The sequence below is a fragment of the Brucella tritici genome, assembly GCF_008932295.1.
Lineage (GTDB): Bacteria > Pseudomonadota > Alphaproteobacteria > Rhizobiales > Rhizobiaceae > Brucella > Brucella tritici.
Genome location: NZ_WBWA01000001.1, coordinates 413,743 through 426,808 on the forward strand (window position 1 = coordinate 413,743; position 13,066 = coordinate 426,808).

Sequence of the window (13,066 nt, forward strand, 5' to 3'; positions counted from 1 at the left end):
GCCGCGATCACCCACTGGCTGCCAGCCCCCTGAGGGCTTGTTTGCGTCTTATCCCTTGATCCCGTTGTTCCCGTTCCCGGAGAGTGTGGCAATCAGCGTCGAAAACACCGCGCCTCGATCCACGAGACTATCAACGACAATGGTTTCGTCGCGCGAGCAGATGTCATTGCAGATAGGACCCAATCCGTCGATCGTCGGCACTCCGAGCGCGCCGCAGAAGCTGGCGTCGGACCCACCCGAAATATTGGTTAATTCAAAGCAGGGCGCGCCGATTTCCTCGGAAGCCTTGGCAACGATCGCGTAAAGCGCTTGCGTTTCAGCCGTTCTGGCCCATGCAGGCCGCGTCCAACCACCTTTTAGAACCACCGAAACGCGATCCGTCGCGACCTCGGAAATCAGTCGCTCAACTTCCCTTTGCAGCTTTGCAGCCGCTTCAGGCGTGCGGGCACGCATGTCGACATGGAGTTTTGCATGACCAGGAATGACCTGCCTCGCATCACCACCTTGGAACACACCAACATTCACGATGGCACCATTTTCGAGATCCGTCAGAGCCTCGATCTGTGGCACAAGGATTGCGAGCGGACGAACCGCAGAAGCACCCTTGAGATAGTTGGCCGCCGCGTGCGCGGTCTGCCCGACCGCTTCAATGAAGAAGGCACCCACGGCACCGCGGGAGGTAAAATAGCCACCTCCTGGGCGACCGGGTTCGAGGGTCAGGACCCAATCCGAAGTCTTCGCATGCTCTTCGATCCAGCCGCGCGAGAGCGGGCTTCCCAGCTCTTCATCGCTGACGACAAGAAACTTGATCTCTTCAAATTCGGCCAGTCCGGCCTTTGAAGCAACATCGATGGCATTGATAGCCAGCACAAGTCCGCCACGCATGTCACCAACACCGGGACCCGTAGCAAGCTCACCCCTGATTTCAAAGGGCCAGTTCTCCAGCGTGCCCCGCGGCCAAACGGTATCGGCGTGGCCGAGGATCATCAATCGGCCCTTGCCCTGCCCTTTTCGAACCGCCAACAGGCGATTGCCGCGCTCGGGAACCTCTTCGTAATGAAGTTCAAACCCCTGAGCATGCAACCGCTCGCCGATCCAATGTGATGTTCGCGTTACGCCTTCCACGTCATAGGATCCTGCTTCAATGCCGACGAGTTCGGCGATATCTGCAAGCATTGCATCAAGCCGGTCCGCAAAACCGTCGCGAAATCTACTAGCCAGATTCAAGAGAGCCTCCTATTTTGTATTTTTGTATACAAGCATACGTGTATTCATTTTGCAACAGAAAACTGTCCCGCAGACTGGAGAAAGTTACCAACGCGAAACGGTCTCTATTTCAGCGGCTCGAACTCGCTCGCCTTTGGGCTGAATAGCGAGAGCGGGTAAAGGCCGCTTTCCTGAAGGCGGCTACCCAGCGCCAGTAATGCAAAGTCAGCTTGCATGGGAGCCATGATCTGCATGCCAATCGGGCATCCACGAGGATCGCGACCTACAGAAAAAGCAAGGGCGGGCAGACCAGTAAGGTTGGCCGGTGCTGTGAATTCCAATGGATTGCCGAGGCCCTTGTTGGGCGCGCCGAGCGCGTTATCAAGCAGGGGCGGAATGACTGCATGTACAGGCATGGCCAGCCAATCAATACCATCGAACAGCTTGTTCCAGAGAACGGTAATCTCGGCATACCGCTTGAGAGCCTCCGCATAATCCTCATCGGACAGACTCAATCCCTTTTCGATCAACGTAGCGAGTGCCTGACCATAGGCATTACGTTGTACTGGATAGCTGGCGGCATGGCTGCGCGCGGTCTCTTTGGCGCAGATGAAGTCCCATGTCTCCTGCAGATCAGGGACGTCAGGAACAGCGCAAGCGACGAGGTCGAGCCCTACCCGTTCGGCTGTATCAAGCAGACGGCAATAGGCTGTCCGAACCTCCGGATCGAGCCGCGCACTGAGTAAGTAGGGAAGATAGCCAAAGCGGCGGGCCGGTGTTTGGCCGGATGGAAGCGTATTGCCGAGCCCGCTCATCGCTTCCAGCAACAGAGCACACCCATCCGCGTTGGATGCCATCGGACCGACATGATCAAGGCTGGGCGCCATGGCGCAGATGCCCTCGGTGCTGACAAAACCGCGGCTGGGCTTGAGCCCGGTCACCCCACAATAAGCCGCGGGAAACCGGATTGAGCCGCCTGTGTCGCTGCCAATGGCTGCGGCTGCCAGACCTGCCGCGACGGCAACACCCGATCCCGACGAAGACGAGCCGACACGGAACGATGTTCCCCATGGGTTTACCGGAACCGGCATTTCCGGATGATGGGTGGAACAAGCTCCCTCTGCCATGGCCAGTTTGCCAAGAATGACTGCACCTGCAGCCTGAAGATTGGTGACGACCTTTGCATTGCGGCCAGTCTGCCGATCACGGAAGATAGCCATGCCGTTGGACGTCGGCGCACAATCCGTTTCACATAAGTCCTTGAGCGCAACAGGTACGCCATGCAACGGCCCGAGTGATCGGCCATCGGCGAGGGCCTGGTCGGCTGCACTTGCTTGCGCAAGGGCAGTCTCGGCTGTGACCGTGATATATGCCTGCAGCGACGGGTTCAATCGCGCGATCCGCTCAAGATAATATTGCGTAAGCGCAACCGAGCTTACGTTGCCGGCCGCAATCGCTTTTGCGATATCTGGCAACGGCTTTGTGATGAGTTCGGGAAGACTGCTGGAGACAATCGGGGCGGTGGGGATCATGGGGGCTCGAAGGATATTAGAGCGCATCCCGAAAAGTGTGAAACGGTTCTCGGACAAGATGCGCGTTAAGACAAACAGTTAGAGCGTCGTTCTGATGCAATCAGATCGCAGCCTGCTCTGGTGCCAGCCTTGCGAGCCAAAACGAACTGCCATCAACTGTCTATGATGAAATTGATTTGCAAAGAGGATCAGGTGACTTTTGCCACCTGATCTATCGCGTAACCTCCACCTGAAGGAATCAGTGGGTCGTGATCTGGTCAAACCGGACAGACCAGTCGCTGATGTTCTTCAGGACTACACTGCCATCCATCACGATACCTTCGCCGTCAGCAGGCAGAGATTCTGCAAGTTCCTTCGGCAATTCCACATTGCGGTTAACCGGAGCCATATTCACCCGAGCCAGCATCTCTTTCTGGGCCCCCTCCGAGATGATGTAGTTGATAAACTTGGCTGCCTCTTCCTGATGCGATCCGTTGGTCATCATCATGACGTCGAAATACATCGGTGCCGGGCGAGGAGAAATCATCTTCATTTTGATGCCTTCGCCTGCGACCGCATTCATGTGTGAACTTTGACCGATAAGAATGGTCCCCTCACCTTGCACGATCGACTGTCGGGCCTGAGAGTCCGAGGTGTAGTAGAGCGAAACATTCTTGTTAAGCTGCTCAAGCGCCTTGAACCCCGGATCGTAGTTCTCCGAAGTGCCACCGTTGATAGTGTTCGCAACCGTGAGAAGTGAGCCGGAATAGATTGACATAGCAGGGGCGATGATCTGACCCTCGTACTCCGGCTTCCAGAGATCTTCCCACGAAGTCGGAGGCACAGGTACGGCGTCTACGTTGTAAACGATACCCATCGGATAGTAATAGATACCGACCCAATCGTCAGCAATCGCCCCCTTGATCAACTGGTCGCGGTTACTCAGCTTGTCACGCGGAATCTTGACGAAGAGCTTCTGATCCTGCGCCGCCTCACTCGCAATAGTATTGGTTGCGAACCAGACATCCACGACGGGGTTGTCACGATCGACCTGCAGCTTGACGAGGCCCTCGCCTGACGAAGACTGCGTTACAGCATTGACCTTGATACCCGTTTTAGCCTCGAACTGCTGCGAAATGGCTTTCAAACCATTTTCCCACGTCGAGCCCCATACCTGAATGGTAATCTCGTTCGATTGCGCAAATGCAGAATTGGCTGCAACGAGCACTCCGCACGATAGAAGCAAAGACTTAATGTTCACGGTTACTCCTCCTGAGTTTTTTGGAAAGATTATCTTCTGGGTAGACGTGTGCCCCCCGCACAAACGTTACCCGTGGAGATGAAGCGGACTGATCGGCCAGCGACTTCGTCAGATGCTCGCAGGCCCGCCGATCGTGCAATGATTGCTCTTCAGAGAGACTAGGATGCTTGAACTCATCAAGCCCTATGGCCTGTGATCGCGCAGGTAATGCGCCCCTGTTCGCTATAGGACAGGATTGCAGTGCCAATCAATTCAGTGAAATCCACGCGCACAACGCCGGGCTGCGCCTGTGACTTTGCATTCGATTTCACGGAAAAAGACAATGATCCGCCCTCCACCACCAATGTGTGCGAGGATACTTGCATACAAAAATGCAAAGCGCAACAGCAACGTTTCATATGCAGGTTTTTGGGTGAGAGAATATCGGCGCACGCGCTTTGGCGCCCTGCGATAAAGACGCTAGGCGTTGAACTAAACATTTCGTCTGGGGACTTGATATTATTGAGGTACGACCCTGAAAGACGCACGCCGCGGGCAGTTGTGATCGCTTAGGAAAAAGTCATCTTGCCATATTGAATCGGCGACCTGCTCTTGCTGCACACAAACAGACAGCATTGCCGAAATCAAATTGGACGTCTCCAGACCAGCAATGTTCTTATTGAATCCCGCGTTCCGGATGAACGGAGGGCTTCATCTTTTCCGTTTACAGTTATCTGGCGGTTTGGACTTCTGATTGAGTGTTTTCGATCAACACCTATTTTTCAGCTCCGCGATACGGCTGAGTGCGCTGCCGAAGCCTTTAAGTGAAACTTTGAAGGCGACCGGTTGGCCGGGCTCAAGCGCGGTGGTGATGATGTTGAGTTTCGTTCCCGCTTTCAGCTTGACGACTTCCTTGACATCGTAGGGGTCACAGGTTCAATCCCTGTCACGCCCACCATTCGATCTCCTTGAAATTGTTAAGATAATTTTTGCAAACTGAACGTTTGCGCCCAGAATGAGTTTAGCTTAGCAACACGCTAGCAACTTGAAAATTATGATAGCTTTTTGGTACTAACGCAGACAAACGCCGACTCCTTAGCGCGGCTGATTTTCCCTGACGTTCCTTCTGACGATCGGTATTCAATCGTCACATCTCATTGCCAGGCGGGATACTACCCGTCTATCGTGAAATCCAGCAGTTGATACCGATATGATGATCCGGGAGCAAAGCTCGCAATCAGCACACGGCCTTTCTCATGAAATGCTGCATCACATTTGATTAGCGTAGTACTGATGCCACGCTCGCCTATGGGCCGTTCATTGGAACCATTTGGACGGGCCTTTCGTTTTTCCTGTTTCTCTGGCCTTGGTGCTGAGGTCTACAGAGAATGGATTGGGTCCATTTCGACCCGAGAGAGCGACAATGAGAAATTTTGAGAAAGCTCGTGTCCAAATGGTGGAGCAGCTTGTCCATCGCGGTATCCATGACACGCGCGTGCTGGAAGCGATGGGCACGTTGGCTCGTGAGAAATTCATCGATGAAGGCTTTATCGAGTTTGCCTATGACGACACACCTCTACCAATCAAAAATGGCCAAACGATCTCACAACCATATATGACTGCCTTTATGATTGCATCGGCGCATCTGGGTGGGGGTGAACACGTTCTCGAAATTGGAACAGGCTCCGGCTACGCTGCGGCGATCATAGCACAGATTGCCGGTCAGATATTTACTGTCGAACGGTATTCCACCCTTGCCGAAGCCGCGCAACAACGCTTCGAAGACCTCGGCTGCGATAATATCCATGTGCGCACGGGCGACGGCAGCAATGGTTGGCCAGAAGAAGCTCCTTTCGACGCGATAATTGTTGCAGCGGGTGCTCCGGAAATCCCCTCCCCGCTCAAAGAGCAGCTCAAACCAGGCGGGCGGCTCATCATACCGGTCGGCAGTATGGCGGGTACCCAGCGCCTTTTGTGCATCACCCGTAAATCTACGGAGGAATTCGACGAGGAAGATCTCGGCGGTGTGATGTTCGTACCGCTTGTGGGAAATAAGGCCTGGCCCGACATGAACTGATATGATTTTGGCCGCGAAGAACGGGAGAAGACCATGATAGAAAACGGATACAAACTTCACAAAAATGGCGATGGTACGTGGTCGGTGATTGACGCTTTCAAGGGTAATCCGATCACGTTCGAAGGCAAGCTGCAGATCGCATTGAACGAAGAAGAGGCAAAGCGGGTTCTCGACTGTCTCAACAGACAGAATCTCGAACGCCACCCCGAAGACGGCAGCGGACGATTACCTTGATCCCTCAGCGCGCTTGAAACACGAAGTGATCAAATGGGGCTATCTTAAATAGTCTGGAAGCGTATCGTCGATGCTTCGGAAAGGAGAAGGAGATGCCGCTCTTCAACGAAGCGAGCCGCATTTATAAGCCAGAAGAAGTGAACTTCATGCGCAGCTGCTTTTCCAACGCCGCGATCATTCTTGAAGAAAGCGACAGGGAATATGCTGCGACTGACCTTTCGTCTGCAATCGTTATGCTTTACCAGAACGGGCTGAGGGATTTGAACTACATCGCGGAACTGGCGTCGCGACTTGCTCACAAGAAATATATGGAGCGTCAGCCTGATACGCCCGTCGCAGCGACTGTGAACGTTCTGCCCGGTTCGAAGGCTCCTTCCTGAATTCCGAACCGAACTAGGGTTTGCGGGTTAGTTGCAATCAGGAATTCTGCTCAGCACCTATAAACTTGTTAAAGCGGCTATCCTCCGTTTCTTCGTAGAGAAAAGCCAGCTTTCTATCGTCAAAGATGGCGAAGAAATCATCCCAATTGATTTCCTCCAGATTCTGGTCTTTTTCTGCGAAATCGATACGCAATAGACCGCCTTCACTACCGGTTTCCACCATTGCGGGCCGCCCATTTCGGTCTTCAACCCACTGGCGGATCTCATCGTGGTCACGTGTGATCTGAGCCATGGTTCTACCCTTCCGCTTTAAATTTCTTTGCTTCTTCAAGCAATTTTTGTCGATCTCTTCCAAAACGCTCGATCAACTGCCGAGCCTGCAGCGGAGAAATATCCGAGTTCTCGGCCAGGAACTTGATGTCTTCATCATCCGTCAGTGGGGTAGTTGATTTCTCGTTCATGATTGATCCTCATTTCTGGTGAGCGGGCGCCTGCACCGGCTGGTCGCCGCCCGTGCCGGTCTCTGGTCGGTCATTTTCTACCGGCGGCTTGGTCTTCTGGTCGGCGGAACCTATGGCGGGAGGTGTCTGGATGCCTTGCTTTTGCGTTACCGATCCACCACCGGTCAGGCTCCACCCGAGAAGGAGAAGGAGCAGAACTGCCACTATGACTAATACGAAGCGCGGAAAGTATCGGAGCGCTCGCGGCGAAGCCTGTCTCTCCCCTCGTTCACGTTCTGATCGCTTGTTCATGACCACATCCATGAGACTATAAAATATCCGATGACAACCACGGCAATGATGAACCACCAGACCATGTAGGCTGGACCTTCACGCATCTGCGTAGTTTTTCTTGCGGATCGCGCATTCTCTTTCGGTGGCCATGCGCGCAGGCCGGACGCATGACTGGAAGCATTGCTGTCATCGGGTTTTACCGGAGCCGCTAACGGCCGTGTCCCGTGATCTTCAGCCGGTTGAGCGCTGCCGCCAGCCTCTGCATCTGTTTCCATTGGCGCTACCGCAGGATCAAAGCCGGGAACCTTGTCGCCGGCTTCACCCCGTTGGATCGCGCCTCTTGCGCGAGCGCCAGAGCTTTTATCCGGTGGAACTGTTTTCATCATTATGGGCCTCTAAGCTCCAACCATGAGGAAAACCAATTGTTCCGCAGAATTTCATTGCTTCAACCTTGCCATTTCCCGCTCCATCATTCGGGGCTCCTTCACTCAATGAAACAATCCGAGGTTTGAAAGGTTGGGCCGCCGTCTCAATAAACGGAGGTTTCCATGAAACACGATCCGAAAACCGGCACCACCGATCAGAAGCCGAAATGGGAAGGCCCGCCGGAAAACCGGCCTCGTGGTTACGAACCCGCTGACGACGATCCCGCAAAGAAACGCGATGCCGCGGGGCACAATCTTGCCGATCCTGACCGCAAAAACCTTGCTGATGCGTTGAGTGAACCCAAGCACACCAGGAGAAAGGGAGGTGGAAAATGACAGTGTCTTCCCTTCCTCCCCTCAAAGCTATCGCGCTCAATGCCACCTTGAAGCGAAGTGCAGACCAGAATCCATCTTCGACCGACAGGATGCTACATTATCTCGATACACATCTTGTTCCTTATGGCGTGCAAACGGAGCATGTGCGGCTGAGTGAATTCAACATCGAACCCGGCGTTACATCGCGCGAAAGCGAAGACGACGAGTGGCCGGCACTCAGAACCAAAATCCTCGATGCGGATATTCTTATTTTCGGCACGCCGATCTGGCTCGGTCAACCATCAAGCATCTGCAAGCGCGTGCTGGAACGTATGGATGCATTTCTTTCAGAGACCGATGATGCCAACCGAATGCCGTCTTACGGGCATGTCGCCGTCGCGGCAGTGGTTGGGAACGAGGACGGGGCACATTTCGTGTCATCCCAGCTCTATCAGGCGTTGAACGATGTGGGCTTCACCCTGCCTGCCAACGGCGTAACCTACTGGGTGGGCGAGGCGATGCAATCAACCAATTTCGTCGATCTGGGAGAGGTACCCGAAACAGTCGTTTCCGCTACCAAAATACTGGCTGCCAATTGCGTACATCTGGCACGATTGTTGAAGGCCGCTCCTTATCCCGGTTCAGAATAACAGGAGGGTGGCGCGCAAAGCATTGTCGGCTGGCCCGGATTGACCGGCCCGGGTGATGGATGTTCAGGTATAGGAAGGGGCGGTATCTGTTCAGGTTCGTCGGGACTGAACGGCCCCTTATCTGGTTGCGGAATGGTCTCCGGCGGCTCAACCGGAATGCCTTCAGGTTCATTTTCAGGAATTTCCGGCGGGTCGGACGCTGCCCCGGAACCCGCAGATAAAGCGATCGTCCACCATTCAGCGATATAGATTTTCACTGGTCCCTCCCTTGTCCAAAGCAGGTTAAGTCCGATCTGGTTTGCCGTAAGCCTTGCGCAATTCTTCCTTGGCGGTTTCCAGCACTTGTTTGCGCGTTTCCGGCAAGTTCTTGCCAGCGCGGTTGATGTAGAAGGTCAGCATGGACATGGCCGAGCGAAACGGTTCCGCCTTGCGTTTGTGGCTCTTGTCAGCCGAGCGTTTCAGGGAAGCTGCGATTTCCTTCGGATCATCCTGCTCGAACACATGCGGTTCGATATCTAACGCGTCGCTGTGTTCGGTCACGTCGGCTGACCATTTCTTTGCCTGGACCATATCAAAACTCCTCTGTTGCAAGTTTCGATAACCGTCGAGGGCAGTTCATGTTCCCCTTTCACTGCTCTGCAGCCGTGACCCAGGATTACGCGCAGCTTCGCAAAGCTTCCTGCTCTTATGGAACAAAGTATCTGCCAGCTTGTTCCGGACCATTATTAACCACCCGGGTCTTCGCAATGGAGAAAGTACAATGTTCAATACTGACCCTTCAAACTGCGGGTTGCTCTTTTTCAACAAAGATCGAGTCGGCGCGGGCGAACCGTCCCAGCGCGAAACACGGGACCATCAAGCACGCCCGACGCATGAGCAGTCCAACGCACCCGGCAATCCACACCAGCCCCAACCGAACGATCCGCAAAAGAACTTCGATTTTGACGACCCCAATGGCGCGCGTCCGAATGACCTTGCCAATCCCGGTCCGCGTGTAATGAGACGCGAACGCAGCGATCGAGACTGACCGACCCCTTACAGGAGATGTAAGATGCCTGCGAAATCCAAAGCACAACAACAGGCTGCCGGCGCGGCCTTGGCTGCAAAACGTGGAGACAAATCAAAAAGTCAACTACGTGGAGCATCCAGGGAAATGGCCAAGTCCATGAGTGAGAAAGAGCTCGAAAAATTGGCCTCCACCAGACAGAAGGACAAGCCGGAGCATAAGTCGAAGTCCTGACAAAACGGACAGGAAATAACGATGATTATCCTGAAGTGGCTTGCCGTCATCATGTTCGCCGCCGCATTGTTCGGGCTGGGAACCCTGTTCATCACGTCGGACAAGGGGGACGTCTCTCCAGAAAGTCCCACCCAACCGTCCAGCTCCCCGACGCAACCCTGATCGCGACTGCTCGCCTGTTTTTTTCGATCGCGCGAAACAAAATTATTCCTAGCGGGTTAGGTGCGCCGTCGTCGCAATTTTCAACCGCACGACAAGAACAGTTCATAACCACAAGGAGGAGCCGGAAATGGCCAGCACCAAGCAACGCAATCTCGATGACCTATTCTACGACACGCTCAAGGACATTTATTATGCGGAGCGTAAGATATTGAAAACGCTTCCCAAAATGTCCCGAGCGGCCACTGATGAAAAGCTCAAGAACGCGTTCGAAAAGCACCGGGAACAAACCGAAGGACATGTCGAACGTTTGCAGCAATGCTTCGAGATTCTCGGTAAGCGTGCGCAAGGCAAGACCTGTGATGCCATTGAAGGTATTATCGCTGAAGGGGAAGAGATCATCGAAGAGTTTTCGAATAGTCCCGCCCTTGATGCCGGTTTGATATCTGCGGCCCAGGCGGTCGAACATTACGAAATCACGCGTTACGGCACATTGAAGCGTTGGGCCGAAACCCTGGGCCACAAGGATGTGGCGAAACTCCTCGACCAGACCCTGCAGGAAGAAGGTCAGACCGATAAGGACCTGACGAAACTCGCGGAGTCCTCTGCCAATCCCCGTGCGGAAGCCGCCTGAGCGCAGACTTTTCAAGACCGCTAGCGAGGTGATGACATGGAAAGTGCCCTATTCCGGGGTGATCCTACGGGAAAAATTCGTGTCGTTTGCCAGTCTTCTGACAGTCCTCACAATGTAGCCAGCGTGGAAGCGTTGGCTGCCCGCCTATGTTCGCTGACCGGCAGGCAATTGCGGCCCACCCTGCAAAGCTTTGACGAGAACAACGAAACGTTTTTCGTACCGACTTTTGCTCTGGTCCGCCAGGACGGGCACCCCGAAATGAGCATTGAGAACTTCTACGGCGGCATCGTTCACCACGGTTTTATGGCAACGAAACTCGTTACCCATCCACACTGGCACGACGATGACAATTTGCCGGAAGGTTGGGCAGGAAACTTTGCAGCTTGTTTACAGGATTGTGTTCTACCCGGCTTTTCGGTCTTTTCACATGGCCATGCACTGGATGCCGCTGGTGCCCTGCTAAAAAAGCACAAGGTTCGATTCAAAAATCCCTATGCGTCCGGCGGCAAAGACCAGACCGTCATCGAAACCGTTCGCGCCCTCGACGGATTTCTGGAAACCGTATCTGATCGCGAAATTGCGAACGGGCTCGTCGTCGAAGAGGACGTTGAAAACTCTACCACCTATTCCGTAGGACAGGTCCAGATCGAAGATCACATCGGAAGCTATCTAGGCCGTCAATATACTTCGCACGACGAGGACGGGAGTAAAGTTTATGCGGGTAGCCGTTTGCGTGTGGTGCGCGGCGGCTGGGACGCTCTGCTTCACCAAGTCCAATCGCCCGTTGCACGCAGGATCGTAGAGAATGCCAGACGTTACGATGAAGCAGCTCTTCAACATCTCGGTCTCGTTGCGTCGCGCAGAAACTACGACGTTCTTGTCGGGCCGATAACGGAAAATGGCGTCCGCTGCGGCGTATTGGAACAATCATGGCGTGTGGGAGGTGCCTCCCCTGCCGAAGTTCTGGCATTGGAAAAACTGGCGCAGGACGAAACTGTTACCGCCGTACAGGCAGTATTGCGCGAGAGCTATGGTCAGCCATCTACATTCAACGAGGACGATTTCGTCGTTTACGTCGGCGACGACGATTTCGGACGACCTCTCCACAAATATGCGCGAATAGAGAAAATCTATCATGATCCGTAACGCCACCGCCGTCAGCGTCGACCAGCACGAGCTGGCCGCGACTGTCATCTCTCCGGATACCACCATTCCGGGCGTTCTATTTCTGCACGGTTGGGCCGGTAGCCAAGAACGCGATATCGAAAGAGCAAATGCGATATCCTCGCTCGGTTGTGTTTGTCTTACCTTCGACATGCGCGGCCATGGGGAATTGCTGTCCAGCAACAAAACCGTAACGCGCGGTGAAAATCTTGACGATGCTATTGCTGCATATGACCGGCTGGCCAGCCTCAAAATGGTCGAAGACGGTTCGATTGTGGTCATAGGAAGCAGCTATGGAGGGTATCTCGCGACATTGCTGACCGAATTTCGGCCCGTCCGTTGGCTGGCATTAAGAGCCCCGGCACTTTATCGTGACCAGCTTTGGCAAGTCCCTAAAGCACGGCTCGACCGCAGTGACCTGCAATCCTATCGTTCGACACTCGTAAAGTTTGATGATAACCGCGCACTTCGACAGGCCCGAGAATTTCTTGGCGATGTACTGCTGGTCGAGTCCGAACACGACATCATCGTCCCACATCCCACGGTCGCAAGTTATCAAACTGCCTTCATCAATTCTCAATCGTTGACCGTTCGGATGATAGGTGGCGCGGATCACGCACTTACCGGAGACCATCATCAAAAGGTCTACAATCAGCTTTTGACCCGTTGGATCAGAGAAATGGTTCTCGGAGCACGCTAACGGAACAATGTAAGGGTTCATTGGTTGGGACAGTCCCTCAGAAACAAGGGAGCCAACGATGAAACGGTCTATTCGAAATCTCGCAGGCGCAGCCTTCTTGCTGCTCGCACCAGCGGCGTTTGCCCAAACTACACCTACTGAAGAACCTCAGACTCCCGCAGTTACCACGCCCGGAGAGAAAAATCCGAAGGCACCGGTGCCTGGGCAGAACAGTTTTACCGAGGATCAGGCAAAGGAACGCCTGACCGAAGAGGGGTTCAGCAACATTATGAATCTTCAACTCGGCGAAGATGGCATCTGGCGCGCCGAAGCCGCGCGTGACGGTCAGCCTGTCAAAGTTCTTCTCGACTTTCAGGGAAACATCACCACGCAGTGACCGGTTGTAGTCGCAACACCA

General features: G+C 54.1%; 22 protein-coding genes and 1 pseudogene. 13 read left to right on the plus strand and 10 right to left on the minus strand.

Going from position 1 to position 13,066, the window contains the following annotated elements:
* Positions 1-48: 48 nt before the first annotated feature.
* The 5 genes and pseudogenes from F9K91_RS01840 to F9K91_RS01855 form a co-directional block, all read right to left on the minus strand.
* Positions 49-1,227 carry a M20/M25/M40 family metallo-hydrolase gene (locus F9K91_RS01840; RefSeq protein WP_151677044.1) on the minus strand — a complete coding sequence of 393 codons (1,179 nt, stop codon included), beginning with the start codon at positions 1,225-1,227 and terminating at the stop codon, positions 49-51.
* Positions 1,228-1,331: 104 nt separating this feature from the next.
* Positions 1,332-2,738 (minus strand): amidase, encoded by a 1,407-nt coding sequence (locus tag F9K91_RS01845; protein WP_167522151.1) that lies wholly within the window; start codon positions 2,736-2,738, stop codon positions 1,332-1,334.
* Positions 2,739-2,976: 238 nt separating this feature from the next.
* Positions 2,977-3,978 (minus strand): ABC transporter substrate-binding protein, encoded by a 1,002-nt coding sequence (locus F9K91_RS01850; RefSeq protein ID WP_167522152.1) that lies wholly within the window; start codon positions 3,976-3,978, stop codon positions 2,977-2,979.
* Between the two features lie 176 nt (positions 3,979-4,154).
* Positions 4,155-4,301: a hypothetical protein gene (locus F9K91_RS25855; RefSeq protein ID WP_167522153.1), complete on the minus strand. Its 147-nt coding sequence runs from the start codon at positions 4,299-4,301 to the stop codon at positions 4,155-4,157.
* 424 nt (positions 4,302-4,725) lie between these two features.
* A pseudogene (locus F9K91_RS01855) lies at positions 4,726-4,881 on the minus strand (invasion associated locus B family protein); the annotation flags it as partial.
* Between the two features lie 499 nt (positions 4,882-5,380).
* On the opposite strand from F9K91_RS01855, the gene F9K91_RS01860 reads away from it, so the two are divergent.
* From F9K91_RS01860 to F9K91_RS01870, 3 genes are all read left to right on the plus strand, one after another.
* Complete coding sequence (locus F9K91_RS01860) at positions 5,381-6,034, plus strand: protein-L-isoaspartate(D-aspartate) O-methyltransferase (RefSeq protein WP_012093572.1); 654 nt, start codon at positions 5,381-5,383, stop codon at positions 6,032-6,034.
* Between the two features lie 33 nt (positions 6,035-6,067).
* A complete protein-coding gene (locus F9K91_RS01865) occupies positions 6,068-6,268 on the plus strand; it encodes a hypothetical protein (protein ID WP_036588034.1) in 201 nt (66 codons plus the stop codon).
* 92 nt (positions 6,269-6,360) lie between these two features.
* Positions 6,361-6,648: a hypothetical protein gene (locus F9K91_RS01870; RefSeq protein ID WP_151677047.1), complete on the plus strand. Its 288-nt coding sequence runs from the start codon at positions 6,361-6,363 to the stop codon at positions 6,646-6,648.
* 37 nt (positions 6,649-6,685) lie between these two features.
* Here the strand turns inward: F9K91_RS01870 and F9K91_RS01875 are convergent, their stop codons facing one another.
* Together F9K91_RS01875 and F9K91_RS25860 are read right to left on the minus strand one after the other, a co-directional pair.
* Entirely contained in the window at positions 6,686-6,940 is a 255-nt protein-coding gene (locus tag F9K91_RS01875; RefSeq protein ID WP_012093574.1) for a hypothetical protein, read from the minus strand.
* A gap of 4 nt (positions 6,941-6,944) precedes the next feature.
* Complete coding sequence (locus F9K91_RS25860) at positions 6,945-7,109, minus strand: hypothetical protein (RefSeq protein WP_086000501.1); 165 nt, start codon at positions 7,107-7,109, stop codon at positions 6,945-6,947.
* 18 nt (positions 7,110-7,127) lie between these two features.
* Here F9K91_RS25860 and F9K91_RS25865 point away from each other — a divergent pair, with 18 nt between their 5' ends.
* Positions 7,128-7,322: a hypothetical protein gene (locus F9K91_RS25865; protein WP_155269254.1), complete on the plus strand. Its 195-nt coding sequence runs from the start codon at positions 7,128-7,130 to the stop codon at positions 7,320-7,322.
* A gap of 74 nt (positions 7,323-7,396) precedes the next feature.
* Here F9K91_RS25865 and F9K91_RS01885 read toward each other — a convergent pair whose 3' ends face one another.
* Entirely contained in the window at positions 7,397-7,768 is a 372-nt protein-coding gene (locus tag F9K91_RS01885) for a hypothetical protein (RefSeq protein WP_012093576.1), read from the minus strand.
* A gap of 162 nt (positions 7,769-7,930) precedes the next feature.
* Here F9K91_RS01885 and F9K91_RS01890 point away from each other — a divergent pair, with 162 nt between their 5' ends.
* A complete protein-coding gene (locus F9K91_RS01890; RefSeq protein ID WP_012093577.1) occupies positions 7,931-8,143 on the plus strand; it encodes a hypothetical protein in 213 nt (70 codons plus the stop codon).
* Positions 8,140-8,772, plus strand: coding sequence for a flavodoxin family protein (locus F9K91_RS01895; protein WP_012093578.1), 633 nt, complete (start codon positions 8,140-8,142; stop codon positions 8,770-8,772). The genes F9K91_RS01890 and F9K91_RS01895 overlap by 4 nt, the downstream gene beginning before the upstream one ends.
* On the opposite strand, the gene F9K91_RS01900 is transcribed toward F9K91_RS01895, so the two are convergent.
* The gene (locus F9K91_RS01900) at positions 8,754-9,029 is read right to left on the minus strand and encodes a hypothetical protein (protein WP_012093579.1); all 276 of its coding nucleotides are present in this window, start codon (positions 9,027-9,029) and stop codon (positions 8,754-8,756) included. The two genes, F9K91_RS01895 and F9K91_RS01900, sit on opposite strands and share 19 nt — an antisense overlap.
* Positions 9,030-9,054: 25 nt before the next feature.
* Positions 9,055-9,342, minus strand: coding sequence for a DUF3175 domain-containing protein (locus F9K91_RS01905; protein WP_012093580.1), 288 nt, complete (start codon positions 9,340-9,342; stop codon positions 9,055-9,057).
* Between the two features lie 190 nt (positions 9,343-9,532).
* Between F9K91_RS01905 and F9K91_RS01910 the strand changes: the two genes are divergently transcribed.
* The 7 genes from F9K91_RS01910 (at position 9,533) to F9K91_RS01935 (ending at position 13,045) form a co-directional block, all read left to right on the plus strand.
* The gene (locus F9K91_RS01910; RefSeq protein WP_036588037.1) at positions 9,533-9,799 is read left to right on the plus strand and encodes a hypothetical protein; all 267 of its coding nucleotides are present in this window, start codon (positions 9,533-9,535) and stop codon (positions 9,797-9,799) included.
* A gap of 24 nt (positions 9,800-9,823) precedes the next feature.
* A complete protein-coding gene (locus F9K91_RS01915; RefSeq protein ID WP_012093581.1) occupies positions 9,824-10,012 on the plus strand; it encodes a DUF3008 family protein in 189 nt (62 codons plus the stop codon).
* A 21-nt stretch (positions 10,013-10,033) separates the two neighbouring features.
* Positions 10,034-10,174, plus strand: a complete 141-nt coding sequence (locus tag F9K91_RS25870) for a hypothetical protein (protein WP_155269255.1) — start codon at positions 10,034-10,036, stop codon at positions 10,172-10,174.
* A gap of 127 nt (positions 10,175-10,301) precedes the next feature.
* On the plus strand, positions 10,302-10,805 hold the full coding sequence (locus F9K91_RS01920) for a YciE/YciF ferroxidase family protein (protein ID WP_012093582.1): 504 nt from the start codon (positions 10,302-10,304) through the stop codon (positions 10,803-10,805).
* A 36-nt stretch (positions 10,806-10,841) separates the two neighbouring features.
* On the plus strand, positions 10,842-11,951 hold the full coding sequence (locus F9K91_RS01925) for a DUF3182 family protein (RefSeq protein ID WP_080692087.1): 1,110 nt from the start codon (positions 10,842-10,844) through the stop codon (positions 11,949-11,951).
* Positions 11,941-12,669 carry an alpha/beta hydrolase family protein gene (locus F9K91_RS01930; protein WP_036588041.1) on the plus strand — a complete coding sequence of 243 codons (729 nt, stop codon included), beginning with the start codon at positions 11,941-11,943 and terminating at the stop codon, positions 12,667-12,669. Before F9K91_RS01925 ends, F9K91_RS01930 begins: the two co-directional genes overlap by 11 nt.
* A gap of 58 nt (positions 12,670-12,727) precedes the next feature.
* Positions 12,728-13,045: a PepSY domain-containing protein gene (locus F9K91_RS01935; RefSeq protein ID WP_012093585.1), complete on the plus strand. Its 318-nt coding sequence runs from the start codon at positions 12,728-12,730 to the stop codon at positions 13,043-13,045.
* Positions 13,046-13,066: the final 21 nt, after the last annotated feature.

What these genes read in the sequence shown, in the direction of transcription:
- F9K91_RS01915 (WP_012093581.1), top strand. Translation starts at nt 9,824, where the DNA reads ATGCCTGCGAAATCCAAAGCACAACAACAGGCTGCCGGCGCGGCCTTG.
- F9K91_RS25860 (WP_086000501.1), bottom strand. Translation starts at nt 7,109, where the DNA reads ATGAACGAGAAATCAACTACCCCACTGACGGATGATGAAGACATCAAG.
- F9K91_RS01885 (WP_012093576.1), bottom strand. Translation starts at nt 7,768, where the DNA reads ATGATGAAAACAGTTCCACCGGATAAAAGCTCTGGCGCTCGCGCAAGA.
- F9K91_RS01920 (WP_012093582.1), top strand. Translation starts at nt 10,302, where the DNA reads ATGGCCAGCACCAAGCAACGCAATCTCGATGACCTATTCTACGACACG.
- F9K91_RS01860 (WP_012093572.1), top strand. Translation starts at nt 5,381, where the DNA reads ATGAGAAATTTTGAGAAAGCTCGTGTCCAAATGGTGGAGCAGCTTGTC.
- F9K91_RS01870 (WP_151677047.1), top strand. Translation starts at nt 6,361, where the DNA reads ATGCCGCTCTTCAACGAAGCGAGCCGCATTTATAAGCCAGAAGAAGTG.
- F9K91_RS01930 (WP_036588041.1), top strand. Translation starts at nt 11,941, where the DNA reads ATGATCCGTAACGCCACCGCCGTCAGCGTCGACCAGCACGAGCTGGCC.
- F9K91_RS01935 (WP_012093585.1), top strand. Translation starts at nt 12,728, where the DNA reads ATGAAACGGTCTATTCGAAATCTCGCAGGCGCAGCCTTCTTGCTGCTC.
- F9K91_RS25870 (WP_155269255.1), top strand. Translation starts at nt 10,034, where the DNA reads ATGATTATCCTGAAGTGGCTTGCCGTCATCATGTTCGCCGCCGCATTG.
- F9K91_RS01890 (WP_012093577.1), top strand. Translation starts at nt 7,931, where the DNA reads ATGAAACACGATCCGAAAACCGGCACCACCGATCAGAAGCCGAAATGG.
- F9K91_RS01865 (WP_036588034.1), top strand. Translation starts at nt 6,068, where the DNA reads ATGATAGAAAACGGATACAAACTTCACAAAAATGGCGATGGTACGTGG.
- F9K91_RS01875 (WP_012093574.1), bottom strand. Translation starts at nt 6,940, where the DNA reads ATGGCTCAGATCACACGTGACCACGATGAGATCCGCCAGTGGGTTGAA.
- F9K91_RS01925 (WP_080692087.1), top strand. Translation starts at nt 10,842, where the DNA reads ATGGAAAGTGCCCTATTCCGGGGTGATCCTACGGGAAAAATTCGTGTC.
- F9K91_RS01910 (WP_036588037.1), top strand. Translation starts at nt 9,533, where the DNA reads ATGTTCAATACTGACCCTTCAAACTGCGGGTTGCTCTTTTTCAACAAA.
- F9K91_RS01905 (WP_012093580.1), bottom strand. Translation starts at nt 9,342, where the DNA reads ATGGTCCAGGCAAAGAAATGGTCAGCCGACGTGACCGAACACAGCGAC.
- F9K91_RS01845 (WP_167522151.1), bottom strand. Translation starts at nt 2,738, where the DNA reads ATGATCCCCACCGCCCCGATTGTCTCCAGCAGTCTTCCCGAACTCATC.
- F9K91_RS01895 (WP_012093578.1), top strand. Translation starts at nt 8,140, where the DNA reads ATGACAGTGTCTTCCCTTCCTCCCCTCAAAGCTATCGCGCTCAATGCC.